Source organism: Mucilaginibacter ginsenosidivorax (assembly GCF_007971525.1).
Taxonomy (GTDB): Bacteria; Bacteroidota; Bacteroidia; order Sphingobacteriales; family Sphingobacteriaceae; genus Mucilaginibacter; species Mucilaginibacter ginsenosidivorax.
Genome location: NZ_CP042437.1, coordinates 2,221,806 through 2,233,972, shown reverse-complemented (window position 1 = coordinate 2,233,972; position 12,167 = coordinate 2,221,806). Strand labels below are relative to the sequence as shown.

General features: G+C 45.5%; 12 protein-coding genes. 6 read left to right on the top strand and 6 right to left on the bottom strand.

From position 1 onward, the window contains the following. The first annotated feature begins 10 nt into the window (after positions 1 to 10). From FSB76_RS09385 to FSB76_RS09370, 4 genes are all read left to right on the top strand, one after another. Entirely contained in the window at positions 11 to 496 is a 486-nt protein-coding gene (locus tag FSB76_RS09385) for a hypothetical protein (RefSeq protein WP_147053324.1), read from the top strand. 105 nt (positions 497 to 601) lie between these two features. Beyond that, complete coding sequence (dnaG, locus tag FSB76_RS09380) at positions 602 to 2,545, top strand: DNA primase (RefSeq protein WP_147053323.1); 1,944 nt, start codon at positions 602 to 604, stop codon at positions 2,543 to 2,545. Continuing rightward, on the top strand, positions 2,545 to 2,916 hold the full coding sequence (locus tag FSB76_RS09375; protein WP_147053322.1) for a YraN family protein: 372 nt from the start codon (positions 2,545 to 2,547) through the stop codon (positions 2,914 to 2,916). The genes dnaG and FSB76_RS09375 overlap by 1 nt, the downstream gene beginning before the upstream one ends. Positions 2,917 to 2,921: 5 nt before the next feature. After that, positions 2,922 to 3,995: a glutaminyl-peptide cyclotransferase gene (locus FSB76_RS09370; RefSeq protein WP_225976466.1), complete on the top strand. Its 1,074-nt coding sequence runs from the start codon at positions 2,922 to 2,924 to the stop codon at positions 3,993 to 3,995. A 201-nt stretch (positions 3,996 to 4,196) separates the two neighbouring features. Here the strand turns inward: FSB76_RS09370 and FSB76_RS09365 are convergent, their stop codons facing one another. The 3 genes from FSB76_RS09365 to FSB76_RS09355 are packed head-to-tail and all read right to left on the bottom strand — an operon-like array spanning position 4,197 to position 7,580. Next, positions 4,197 to 5,075, bottom strand: a complete 879-nt coding sequence (locus FSB76_RS09365) for an SMP-30/gluconolactonase/LRE family protein (RefSeq protein ID WP_147053320.1) — start codon at positions 5,073 to 5,075, stop codon at positions 4,197 to 4,199. Between the two features lie 9 nt (positions 5,076 to 5,084). After that, positions 5,085 to 5,855 (bottom strand): SDR family NAD(P)-dependent oxidoreductase, encoded by a 771-nt coding sequence (locus tag FSB76_RS09360; RefSeq protein WP_147053319.1) that lies wholly within the window; start codon positions 5,853 to 5,855, stop codon positions 5,085 to 5,087. A 9-nt stretch (positions 5,856 to 5,864) separates the two neighbouring features. Beyond that, positions 5,865 to 7,580 carry an IlvD/Edd family dehydratase gene (locus tag FSB76_RS09355; protein WP_147053318.1) on the bottom strand — a complete coding sequence of 572 codons (1,716 nt, stop codon included), beginning with the start codon at positions 7,578 to 7,580 and terminating at the stop codon, positions 5,865 to 5,867. A gap of 326 nt (positions 7,581 to 7,906) precedes the next feature. Here FSB76_RS09355 and FSB76_RS09350 point away from each other — a divergent pair, with 326 nt between their 5' ends. Together FSB76_RS09350 and FSB76_RS09345 are read left to right on the top strand one after the other, a co-directional pair. Then, positions 7,907 to 8,842 carry a ring-cleaving dioxygenase gene (locus FSB76_RS09350; protein WP_147053317.1) on the top strand — a complete coding sequence of 312 codons (936 nt, stop codon included), beginning with the start codon at positions 7,907 to 7,909 and terminating at the stop codon, positions 8,840 to 8,842. A gap of 2 nt (positions 8,843 to 8,844) precedes the next feature. Then, the gene (locus tag FSB76_RS09345) at positions 8,845 to 9,468 is read left to right on the top strand and encodes an alpha/beta hydrolase (RefSeq protein WP_147053316.1); all 624 of its coding nucleotides are present in this window, start codon (positions 8,845 to 8,847) and stop codon (positions 9,466 to 9,468) included. 66 nt (positions 9,469 to 9,534) lie between these two features. Here FSB76_RS09345 and FSB76_RS09340 read toward each other — a convergent pair whose 3' ends face one another. From FSB76_RS09340 to FSB76_RS09330, 3 genes are all read right to left on the bottom strand, one after another. Beyond that, entirely contained in the window at positions 9,535 to 10,695 is a 1,161-nt protein-coding gene (locus FSB76_RS09340; RefSeq protein ID WP_147053315.1) for a M20 aminoacylase family protein, read from the bottom strand. Between the two features lie 24 nt (positions 10,696 to 10,719). Next, positions 10,720 to 11,322 (bottom strand): DUF1684 domain-containing protein, encoded by a 603-nt coding sequence (locus FSB76_RS09335; protein ID WP_147053314.1) that lies wholly within the window; start codon positions 11,320 to 11,322, stop codon positions 10,720 to 10,722. A gap of 81 nt (positions 11,323 to 11,403) precedes the next feature. Next, the gene (locus FSB76_RS09330; protein ID WP_147053313.1) at positions 11,404 to 12,006 is read right to left on the bottom strand and encodes a hypothetical protein; all 603 of its coding nucleotides are present in this window, start codon (positions 12,004 to 12,006) and stop codon (positions 11,404 to 11,406) included. Positions 12,007 to 12,167 lie beyond the last annotated feature (161 nt).

Sequence of the window (12,167 nt, the reverse complement as noted above, 5' to 3'; positions counted from 1 at the left end):
TCTTCAACTAATGAATTTTTTTCCCTTCGAAAACCTTGTCATTTTAACGCCGCATCAGCCGGCCGAGGTTGAAGCGATTTTGCAGAAAGCTGTAATGCCCTCCCGCTTTAATTATGAAAACTGGGTGTTTTACAACAAAAAGGAGCCATTATTTATTGGTGACGTATTTAACCTTCAATTCAGGTTTAAGCCGCCACATAGCCCCCGCGCGGCCATGGTGCCCATAGCCAAAGGCGGCATTACGCCGCATTTGCAGGGAAGTAAAATAACTTTGAAGATTTTTCCGTCAATGATCATCTTCATGATGATTGGCATGCTTTTTTGCTGGGAAGTGGCTTTTATATTTATTTCAAGGACAATTAAAGATAATTTTAGTTATTGGTTGCCTTTTGTGGCCCCAATTTTGGCTTACCTGCTGCTTGTCGTTTTCTATAAATATGAAGCAAGCGGTGTTAAATCATCGCTGCTTAAATTGTTAGATGGTAAGTTTGCTTAGCGTTGTCGTTTGAATTTTAAACCCCTCGCCATCAAATAAAAGTGTAATTTAACGTTTGCGGATTTAGGGCAACGCTCATCTTTGCCTACATTTGCATTTTAGCGCATGATCATAAAATCCACCATCGACCGTATTATGGAAGCCACCGACATTGTGGAGGTGATAGGGGAGTTTGTGCAGTTAAAAAAGCGCGGGGCCAATTACGTGGGCCTTTCGCCATTTGCCAATGAGCGTACACCATCGTTCACGGTATCGCCCGCTAAAGGCATTTTTAAAGATTTCTCTACGGGTAAAGGCGGCTCGGCAGTTACTTTTTTAATGGAGCTGGAAAAATTCAGCTATCCCGAAGCCTTAAAATGGCTGGCCAAAAAATACGGCATCGAGGTAGAGGAAACCGTTGAAGCACCCGAAAACCGGGAAGAAGACCTGCGCCGCGAAAGCCTGATGATTGTATCGGGCTATGCCGCCAAATTTTTTCACGAAAGTTTGCTTGAAACGGACGAAGGCAAAAGCATCGGCTTAAGCTATTTTAAAGAGCGTGGTTTCAGTAACGATATCATCAAAAAATTTGAGCTGGGCTACTCGCCCGATCAATGGGAAGCATTTACTGGTAGCGCCTTAAAGGAGGGTTATAAAGAACAATTTTTGGTAGATAGCGGCCTGTCTGTTAAACGGGATAACGGTACTTTGTATGATCGTTACCGTGGCCGGGTAATGTTCCCGATACATAATTTTACCGGCAGGGTTATAGCGTTTGGGGGCCGTACCTTAAAAAAAGATAAAAACGTACCCAAGTATGTAAACTCGCCCGAGAGCGAGATCTACCATAAATCAAATGTACTTTACGGCTTATACTTTGCCAAAAAAGCCATCCGCGAGGAAGATAACTGCTACCTGGTTGAAGGCTATGCCGATGTACTTTCGGTAGTGCAGGCCGGTATCGAAAACGTGGTGGCATCGTCCGGTACATCCTTAACCGTTGAGCAGATCAAGCTCATCAGCCGGTTTACCAAGAACATTACTATTTTATATGATGGCGATGCCGCGGGCATAAAAGCCGCCATCCGCGGGCTGGATATGATCCTGGAGGAAGGCCTTAATGTAAAAGTAGTTACCTTCCTTGATGGGCACGATCCCGACTCGTACGTACAGGCCAACGGCTCAAGCGCGTTTAAAAAATACATCGAGGAGAACAAAAAGGATTTTATCCTTTTTAAGGCCAATACACTGCTAAAAGATGCAGGGAACGACCCGATAAAAAAGGCGGGCGTTATCCGCGAGATTGTAGAAAGTATTGCCAAGATACCCGATTCTATCAAGGCATCGGTGTTCATTAAAGAGTGCAGCTATATTTTGCAGATTGATGAACGCGCGCTGCTATCCGAGCTTAACAAAATGCGGCAGGCCAAATCCAAAAAGGATGGTCAGCAGCAGCAAAATCACAACCGCTACCAGCCGGAGATGCCGCCCGATGAGCCTCATTTTTTTGACGAGGTTGACCTGGCGCCAAGCGCCCCCAAAAAAGAGTATTTCCAGGAGAAAGAGGTTATCCGCCTGTTGTTATTATACGGCAGTAAAATGATTGATTGGGATGGCATTGCCAATACCTATATTGGCCCTTTTATGATAGCCGAATTGGGTGATGTTACCTTTGAGCATGAAACCTGCAAGCTATTTGTTGAACTTTATCAAAAAGAGGTTGAAAACGGTATTCTGCCAGAGGATGCATATTTTATTCACCACGCAAATAAAGGCATTGTTGATATCAGTATTGATTTGCTGAGCTCCAAATATACCCTGAGCGAGAACTGGTACGATATGCACAAGATCATGATTCATGACGAGCAGCATAATATGAAGGCTACCATCCTGGGCGCTATTTTTCATCTTAAAAAACATAAGGTAGAGGGGATGCTGGATAACCTGCGGATTGAACTTAAAAATGCATCGTCGGAAGCTGACCAGGAAATATTGCTTAACCAGTATATGCGCATGAAAAAGGTTGAAAAAAGTATCTCCGACTTTTTAGGGTCAGTAATTATCAAATAATGGCCCAACACCTTGATCTTGGTCGCGCGGGCGAAGCTTTAGCCAAAACACACCTGGAAAATGCCGGTTATGAAATACTGGACGAGAACTGGACGTACGGCAAAGCCGAAATTGACCTGATTGCATATAAAGACAAGGTTATTATATTTACCGAAGTGAAAACGCGCACCGGCACCGGCTTTGGCATGCCCGAAGATTTTGTTGATGCACGCAAGCAAAAGCTACTGGCCGATGCCGCCGACGAATATATTTATTTGATGAACCACCAGGGCGAGGTGCGGTTTGATATCATCGCTATTTTGTTTGACAAGGATAAAAATTATATACTAAACCATATCGAAGACGCGTTTTGGCCGTCGGGTACATTATGAAAAAGATGAATAATAAATTAAAGATATTTTTTGCAGCCGGTTTACTGCTGGCTTTGGGCTGTAACAGCTGCAAACAAAAACCGGCGGATAACGGCGCCGATTATACCATCAGCCCGGAAGCCGGCACTACTTACAAAGCCGGTGATGTAGTGAAGGTAAAAGTGGGCCTGCCAGCCGATACCAAACCCGATTCGGTAGTGTACATGATGGAAGAAACCCGTTTAGGCGTTGCTAAAGACTCATCGGCCATCAGCGTGAAAACAGATAGTATTCCCCTGGGTATAAAACTGATTACTGCCAAAGTGTACCAGGGAGGTAAGAGCCAGGATGTAACTACCAATATTTTGCTGCTGGCTGGTAAAGCGCCCGAAGCTTACAGCTATAAAGTAGAGAAGACTTACCCCCATGATACCAGTTCATACACAGAAGGGTTAGAGTATTTGGATGGTATTATGTATGAAAGTACGGGTGATCCTGGTCATTCTACCATTCGTAAAAACAACCTGGAAACAGGCAAGGCAATTCAGCTTACCAAATTGGGCGACCAATATTTTGGCGAAGGGTTATCTGTAGTGGGCGATAAAGTGGTGCAGCTTACCTACCGCGAAAAAGTTGGTTTTGTGTATGATAAAAGCAATTTGAAGCTGCTAAAAACATTTACCAACAACGTGGGCGTTGAAGGATGGGGTATGTGTTTTGATGGAAAAAAACTTTACATGGATGATAGTACCAACAAAATTTGGTTTTTAGATAAGGATACCTACCGGCAAATTGGCTCTATTGAAGTTTGCGACGATAAAGCCAAGATAGATTCTGTAAACGAGCTGGAATATATTAGCGGTAAGTTGTATGCCAATGTTTACCAAAAGGATGAAATATTAGTAATTAATCCTAAAACAGGTGCGGTAGAGCAAAAAATTGACATGAAAAATTTATACCCCGAATCGGAACGCCCGGCAGGCCGCGATTGGGGGAACAACGTGCTTAACGGTATAGCCTATGATGCCGCCACCAAACGCATTTTTGTAACCGGCAAAAAATGGCCGAAAATGTACCAGGTAAAGTTTATGAAGCAATAGGGTTAAGTCGGAAGTACTAAGTCTAAAATTAAGAAAAACAGATCGTCATTGCGAGGTAGGAAGCAATCCCCGATATGATAAGTCCCACCTAGCTCGGGATTGCTTCGTTCCTCGCAATGACGGTAGTTTAGTAAATGGATTTAGTCATATTTCGTTGCACGAGATAACGATTTTTATGTTTAAACGAGCATTTTTGTAAGGTTATTCGCCCTTAGCATACTCAAAAGCCCTCACTCCCTCATACCCGCAATCCTTCCATACGAACAACATGCCCGCAAGCGGCTGCTGCTCCAGTTCATTGGCAGTAAGGCCTTTTTGAGCGGTGGTGATGTACAGGTCGTTTAGGTTGGGGCCGCCAAAAGTGCACGATGTTACATTGGCTACGGGTAGCGGTAAGGTAAATAATTTGGTTGCGGTATGCGGGTTCCAGCGGCTTACCTGCCAGCCGTTCCAGTGGGCAATCCACAGCATGCCGTCGGTGTCTATGGTCATGCCATCCGGGTAGCCATCTTTTTCATCAATAGTGATCACCGTTTTTTTGTTGGAGATTGTGCCGCTATGTACATCAAAATCATAGGCCACCACGTTCATGGTCGGTGTATCGATATAGTAAAACGTTTTGTGGTCGTGGCTCCATGCCATTCCGTTGGATATGGTGGTGCCATGTATTTTGGCTGCGATATCCTGTTTGCCGTTCAGCATATACAGTTTCCCCGCGTTTGGGGTTTCGTCAATAGCCATCGACCCAATCCAGAACCTGCCTGCCGGGTCGCATTTGCCATCATTAAAACGGTTCTGCGGCAAATGAGCTTCCGGGTGGACCAAAAACGCCGGTTCGCCACTTTCGCGGTCAATCATAGCCAGCCCGTTTTTTAAGGCGGCAAGTAATTGTCTGTCGCTGCAAGCCACTACCGCACCAACCATCTGGTTAACATCAATGGTTCTGAAATTCTTGTTTTCGGGCTTGTATTCATGGATATGGCCGCCCATAATATCAACCCAGTATAAAATGTTATCGCGCCAGTCCCAAACCGGCCCTTCGCCCAAAAAGCTGGCGTGGTTAACTGCTACTTCTACCATTGTATTATTTTATTTGATGCCATCAGGCAAAGTACTTACCGATGTCCAGCCGCCATCCACAATCAAGCTTTGGCCGGTAATGTGTTTGGCCTCGTCAGATACTAAAAAGAGCGCCGTATGGGCAATATCGGTAACATAAGCCGGCCGGCCCATGGGGGTAATGTTCGACCATACCCGTTCATAGTCCGCTTCTTCCATAGTACGTTCGGTTAAAGTAGCGCCGGGCGCAACGGTATTTACATTGATGCGGTACTGCGAAAGTTCGATCACCAGGTTTTTGGCCAGCATCTCCAATGCGGCTTTGGTCATGGCATAGGCGGCAAGGCTTTTGAGTGCCTGGTGCCCTACTACTGAGGATGTAAAAAGTATTGCCCCGCCATTTGCCTGGTCTTTCATTTGTTTAGCCGCCGCCTGCGCCAGGAAGAACGAGCCGCCAAGGTTTACATCCAGTACTTTGGAGAAGGCTTCTTTAGTATAAGCAAAAAAATCGCCATATAAAGTAATGCCGGCATTAGCTATCACAATATCCAGCCGGCCGTATAGTTCTACAGCGGTATCAACCATGCTATTGATGAAACCAACATCGCTTGAATCGCCCGGCATGGCTAAACAACTATCCGGACGGTTTTGGTTAATCAGGCCTTCCGCTTTTTTTGCTAAACCGATATCTATATCATTTAGTATTACAGTAGTGCCTTTTTGGGCCAGCATGCGGCAAATTTCAAACCCTATGCCCTGACCTGCACCGGTAACTATGGCAACTTTATTTTTAAAACTCATTATATCAGCTTAATGTGAATCTCGTAAAACCTTGCTGCCCGAACCACCCACCAGGAAATCCATATCGGCCCCCATGTGCGCCTGCTGCACATGGTCAATATACAGTTTCACATATCCTCGGTTGGTAACCGGTTCGGGCGGGGTGTATTGCCGCTTTCGTTCGGCAAACTCTTCGGTACTGATAGCTACATTTAACGTGCGGTTGGGCACATCAAGCGTTATAAGGTCGCCGGTTTGGATGAGGGCAAAATTGCCGCCTGCCGCAGCCTCTGGTGATACGTGCAATACTACGGTGCCAAAGCCCGTCCCGCTCATGCGTCCGTCGGATATGCGCACCATATCAGTAATTCCTTTTTCCAATAGCTTTTTGGGGATGCCCATATTACCTACCTCGGGCATACCAGGGTAGCCTTTGGGTCCTACATTTTTTAATACCAAAACGCTGTTTTCATCAACCTCCAGTTCGTCGGTATCAATACGGGCTTTAAAATCTTCAATGTTTTCAAATACTACGGCTTTGCCGGTATGCTGCATTAAATGCGCGCTGGCGGCCGATGGCTTTATCACCGCGCCCTGCTCGCACAGGTTACCTCCTAAAATAGCCAGGCCGGTAGCTGTATTAAAAGGCGCATCAACCGTGGTAATTACATTGCTGTTATAACCCACGGCATTGCTATAGTTATCGCCAATGGTTTTACCGTTTACCGTTATAGCGTCCCGGTGAAGTATGCCATCCAGCGCCTTTAAAACAACAGGCAGTCCGCCGGCATAAAACAGGTCTTCCATAAAGTATTGGCCCGATGGCTGTAGGTTGGCTATCAGCGGGATGTTTTTAGATAAGGGATCAAAATCCTTCAATTCAAGCGGAACGCCAATGCGGCCGGCAATAGCCAGCAAATGGATCACAAAATTGGTCGATCCGCCTATGGCGGCATTGGTCATGATGGCGTTTTCAAAAGCCTGGCGGGTAAGTATGTCAGATAATTTCAGATCTTCCTTAACCATCCTGACAATGCGTAAACCCGAGAGTTGGGCCAACACCTTTCGCCTGGAATCGGCAGCAGGGATGGCCGCGTTGCCCGGCAGCGAAAGGCCCAGTGACTCAACCATACAAGCCATGGATGAAGCCGTACCCATCACCGCACAATGCCCCTGGCTGCGGCACATGGCTGCCTCGATGGTGAGCAATTCCTCTTCCATGATCTTGCCCGAGCGTACATCATCATGATAACGCCAAACATCGCTGGTGCCAATCTGCCTGCCCCGGTGATTGCCGGTAAGCATAGGCCCGCCACTTACCACGATGGTAGGGATATTTACACTACAGGCGCCCATTACCAATGATGGTGTTGTTTTATCGCAGCCGCAAAGTAACACTACACCATCCAGCGGGTTGGCCCGTATAGATTCTTCTACATCCATACTGGCCAGGTTGCGGTACAGCATGGCAGTGGGCTTCATTAAAGTTTCGCCAAGCGACATTACCGGGAACTCTACCGGGAAACCTCCGGCCTCTAAAATGCCCCGTTTTACCGATTCGGCAAGTTCGCGAAAATGAGCGTTGCAGGGGGTAAGCTCGCTCCATGTATTGCAGATGCCTATTACCGGTTTGCCCTGAAACTCATAGTCGGGGATGCCCTGGTTTTTCATCCAGGCACGATAAATAAAGCCATCCTTGCCTTTGCGGCCAAACCATGCCCTGCTTCGTAGTTCTTGTTCGTCCATTGGTAAATATTGTTTTTCGCCTGAAGGCGTTTATAATTGGTGCTGAAACAAATATAATCGCAATATTTAATTATTGGGGGCGAAATGCATGTTGTTTCTCTTTTGGTAGAGACGCATAATTGCGTCTCCCGCAGGATATTCAGGATTTGCAAGGTGGATTGGATGGCTGGATTTGCATGTGTGATTTGCATGGGGGAGACGCAATTATGCGTCTCTACAAAAAAAACAGGGCCTTTTCATTTCTTGTTGTAGGTCAAGTTTCTCCAACCAATGTCACCGTACTTTTGATGTAAATAAAAACAGCAACTCATAAAATAATCAACATCATGGAAAATACAGTAAACGGCATTCACCACATCACAGCAATAGCAGGCAATGCCAAACGCAATTATAATTTTTATGCCAATGTACTGGGTTTACGCCTGGTTAAAAAAACAGTAAACTTCGACGATCCTGAAACTTACCATTTATATTATGGCGATAAAGAAGGTACGCCTGGTACTATCCTTACCTTTTTTCCCTGGGAAGGTATCACTGCAGGCCGCCGGGGTGCACGCCAGGCTACCGAAATTGGTTACTCGGTTCCTGAAAGCAGCTTCGATTTTTGGCTGAAACGTTTTGATGCCAACAATATCATATACAACAAGGTATCCGAAAAATTTGGCGAGCCATACCTTACCGTTTTAGATCCCGATGGCTTAAAACTGGAACTGATAGCTTCAAAAACTGCCGATAACCGTTTGCCATGGGAAACTACAGATGTTAAGGCCGAAAACGCCACCAAAGGTTTCCACAGTGTAACCATTACTACCAATAAAATGCAGCCTACTGCCGATATTTTAACCGGCGTATTTGGCTACCGTTTACTGGAGCAGCATGTAAATCGTTACCGCTTTATTACGGATGCTGTTGAAAACGCAGCCATTGTTGACCTGGTTGAGGTTGCCGGCGAAGTTGCAGGCCATGTGGCCGGAGGTTCGGTTCACCACGTTGCATTCCGCGTTAAAAACGAGGAAGTGTTGATGCAATACCGCGAGAAAATTGCCGCCCTTGGTTTGCATATTACCGATAAAATAGACAGGAACTATTTTTACTCGTTGTATTTCCGTGAACCAGGCGGTGTATTGTTTGAATTGGCTACCGATAATCCCGGCTTTGCTGTTGACGAACCGGTTGACGAATTGGGTACCCATTTAAAATTACCTGCACAACACGAAAGGTTCCGCAGCACTTTAGAAAAAACATTACCTCAATTATATTGATCATGTACACACATCAAAAAAATTATATAACCACAGGCACCCCGGTTACCGAAGCCGGGGCAGCCCTGGTAATGATACATGGTCGTGGGAGCACCGCCCAAAACATTGCCAGCCTGGCCGATAGCTTAAATGTACAGGGCATGGCTATCTATGCCCCGCAGGCAAGCAATAATAGCTGGTACCCCTACAGCTTTATGGCCGCCGATAAAATGAACCAGCCGGCTTTAAACTCGGCCCTGGATACGATAGACCAGCTGGTGCAACAGATTAAAGCTGACGGCATCCCCGAAGAAAAAATTTATTTCCTGGGATTTTCGCAAGGCGCCTGTTTAACCTTGGACTATGTTACCCGCCATGCCAAAACATACGGCGGTGCCGTAGCGTTCACCGGCGGCCTGATAGGCGAGGTCCTCGACCTTAATAACTACCAAGGTAATTTTAACGGAACACCCGTGCTGATCACCACCGGTAACCCCGATCCGCATGTACCTTTAACAAGGGTTGAAGAAAGCGTTGCTATCATCAAAAACCTGGGCGCCGATGTAACCCTTAAAGTATATGCCGGTCGGCCGCATACCATCACCCAGCAAGAGATTGACCTGACCAACCAACTGGTATTTAAATAAGGAGTGATATATAATTAGCTGCGTTAAACTTCCGCGTTTTAATACACCGGAAGTTTAACAGCATAGCTATGCAATCAATACCGATTCGGCCAGCGCTATAAAATATTTAGCGCCATAAATTAAAGCGTCATCATTAAAATCATAAGCCGGATGATGGAGCGGCATCGACTTTTCGCCATTACCAATCAATGCAAAATTGCCGGGCACATGCTTTAAAAACCGCGCGAAATCTTCAGATACGGTTACCGGTTTAAAGCTGCTATCAATATTATTTGACTCAAATACCGTGGCCGCCGCTTGTAACGCGGCTTTTGTGCATAGATCATCGTTAATAAGCGGGATAAATTCGTGGGAGTAGTTTACTTCAACATGGCAATCATAAGCCAATGCCGTACCGGCCGCCAGGCGCCTCATTTCAGTTTGGATGGTTTGGCTCACTTCGGGCAAAAAACTCCTGGCGTCGCCTTTTAATATCACCTGGCCGGGTAAAGCGTTGCGGGTACCATTAGTAATAAACTCGGTGACAGATACAACGGCTATATCGGCAGGGTTTACACGCCGCGATACAATAGTTTGCAAATCCATTACCAGCGAGCTTGCGGCTACCAGAACCTCGCGGCCCGTATGCGGGCGCGATGCATGGCCGCCAAGGCCGGTCAGCGTAATTTCAAAAAGGTCTTCGGCACCCATAAGCGGCCCTGCGCAGGTGGCAAAATGCCCAACGGGTAAGCCAGGCCAGTTGTGGATGCCATAAACTGCATCAAACGGAAACCGTTTTAACAAGCCATCGTTAAGCATGGCCAGCGCGCCCTGGCCCCATTCTTCGGCTGGTTGAAAAATGAAATATATGGTGCCGTTAAAGGTGCTTTCGGTTGCCAGCCATTTGGCAGCTCCTAAAAGCATGCTGGTATGCCCATCGTGTCCGCAGGCATGCATTATACCATCGTTCTTTGATTTGTAGGGATAATTGCCTTGCTCGGTTATGTGTAACGCATCCATATCGGCGCGTAACGCTATGGATGCTGTGCCGGTTCCTTTTTTTAGCGTACCAACTATACCTGTGCCGCCTATGCCTTCAGCTACATCATCCAAACCAAATTCGCGCAATTTGGCAGCTATGAAAGCGGCGGTTTGTTTTTCTTCAAAACCAAATTCGGGGTGTTGGTGTAATTCCCGTCGCCAGGAACACATTTCTGTACGTAAAGCCTGAATATTTAAGCTGCTCATTTTTTGATGTGGATGAAATGCAGGTTAATGATTGGAGCCGCCCGCAAACTGCTTCTCGCCGGCTTTTACGGCTATGGTTAGCCGGTTTTCGTCGGGCGGTTTGGGGCAGGAGTAATTGGGGCTGAATGCGCAATATGGGTTATAGGCCTTGTTAAAATCAACAATAAGACTGCCTTCCTTAAAATCGGTTGTTTTGAGATCGATGTACCTGCCACCACCATAGGTTTCCTTTCCGTTGGTATCATCAGTAAATGGCAGGAATAGGTAATTGCTGAACATTGGATTTTGCGACAGGTAGATGTTTTTATAAACAGTAAGTTCCATCGGTTTTCCAAGCAGCTTGAATTTAAGCAGTGCATATTTAACGTACTGGCTGCCTGTGCCATGAAATACGGGCATCACAAAATTGGTTTCGTTGCTTAGCAGCGTTACTTTACAGGTAACCCGGTAAGTGCTGTCGGCATCGTAAAAGCGAAGGTTTTTAAGGTCGTCCTTTTTCAAGGGCGAATGGGTATCAGTCAAAAAATCATTCATATAACCCTGGCGAAACTGGTCTATTTGCGCTTTATAGTCCTGCGCGAAACAGTTGATGCCGGTCATAAATAGCAGGATCAGGAGGTATCTCATAAACGTGTATATAATTGCCTTAATAGTAATGGCAATATATAAAATTACAATACTTAATACCGAATAAATGAAAGAGACAGTTTAATTATTAAGGGATAATGCCTGGCTGTAATCCCTGCTTACTGCTTTTTGTTTATCGGCGACTATCTCGTTTTGTACAGTTTTGCTGGTAAAAATGGCAACTCCCAGGTCGGCCTTATACTGGTACCTTAACGAAAGAGTTAGCAGGCTTGAATTCCAGTTATAAATATCGCTGTAGTTATCGGGTCTGTCGGTAAACTGGCCATACATGCTGATGAATTTTTGTAAAACTTTATACGCATCCGTTATTTTAAAAAATAAGTAAATATTCACAACCTTATCTTTATAAGCGCGGATGCCTACCATATCAAGATTTAAGCTATCGCCCAAAGTCAAAACATTTGGGTCATTATAGGCGTATTTTAAGCAACTGTCGGCATCAACACGGCTATCGCCATCAAGGTAGGATAAGTTAGCAGTATGGAGATCCTTGATATCGGAGCCTAAGGTAACACTGTTGCCCGGGCCGTTATTTAATGTTAAGTACGTTATGGAGCCCGTGTTAAGCGACTGTGCATTTGCCATGAACCACTGGCAGCTAATAATGATAAACAGAGCTATTTTGATCCCTGAAATAGCCTTATGGTAAATTCTTTTTTCCATGTCTCTCCACCTTGCATATTGGTGGAGAGGCAAGTTTGATACCGAATTTTAATTGGAATGTTATTTTGATTAATTTTTGATTAAATTGTAAATAAAAGTGCAATAAAAACAGAACATTGCAAGTAATTTATAATCAATCCGCTCTGTTTTAAGTACAAAAA

What these genes read in the sequence shown, in the direction of transcription:
- FSB76_RS09385 (WP_147053324.1), top strand. Translation starts at nt 11, where the DNA reads ATGAATTTTTTTCCCTTCGAAAACCTTGTCATTTTAACGCCGCATCAG.
- dnaG (WP_147053323.1), top strand. Translation starts at nt 602, where the DNA reads ATGATCATAAAATCCACCATCGACCGTATTATGGAAGCCACCGACATT.
- FSB76_RS09375 (WP_147053322.1), top strand. Translation starts at nt 2,545, where the DNA reads ATGGCCCAACACCTTGATCTTGGTCGCGCGGGCGAAGCTTTAGCCAAA.
- FSB76_RS09370 (WP_225976466.1), top strand. Translation starts at nt 2,922, where the DNA reads ATGAATAATAAATTAAAGATATTTTTTGCAGCCGGTTTACTGCTGGCT.
- FSB76_RS09365 (WP_147053320.1), bottom strand. Translation starts at nt 5,075, where the DNA reads ATGGTAGAAGTAGCAGTTAACCACGCCAGCTTTTTGGGCGAAGGGCCG.
- FSB76_RS09360 (WP_147053319.1), bottom strand. Translation starts at nt 5,855, where the DNA reads ATGAGTTTTAAAAATAAAGTTGCCATAGTTACCGGTGCAGGTCAGGGC.
- FSB76_RS09355 (WP_147053318.1), bottom strand. Translation starts at nt 7,580, where the DNA reads ATGGACGAACAAGAACTACGAAGCAGGGCATGGTTTGGCCGCAAAGGC.
- FSB76_RS09350 (WP_147053317.1), top strand. Translation starts at nt 7,907, where the DNA reads ATGGAAAATACAGTAAACGGCATTCACCACATCACAGCAATAGCAGGC.
- FSB76_RS09345 (WP_147053316.1), top strand. Translation starts at nt 8,845, where the DNA reads ATGTACACACATCAAAAAAATTATATAACCACAGGCACCCCGGTTACC.
- FSB76_RS09340 (WP_147053315.1), bottom strand. Translation starts at nt 10,695, where the DNA reads ATGAGCAGCTTAAATATTCAGGCTTTACGTACAGAAATGTGTTCCTGG.
- FSB76_RS09335 (WP_147053314.1), bottom strand. Translation starts at nt 11,322, where the DNA reads ATGAGATACCTCCTGATCCTGCTATTTATGACCGGCATCAACTGTTTC.
- FSB76_RS09330 (WP_147053313.1), bottom strand. Translation starts at nt 12,006, where the DNA reads ATGGAAAAAAGAATTTACCATAAGGCTATTTCAGGGATCAAAATAGCT.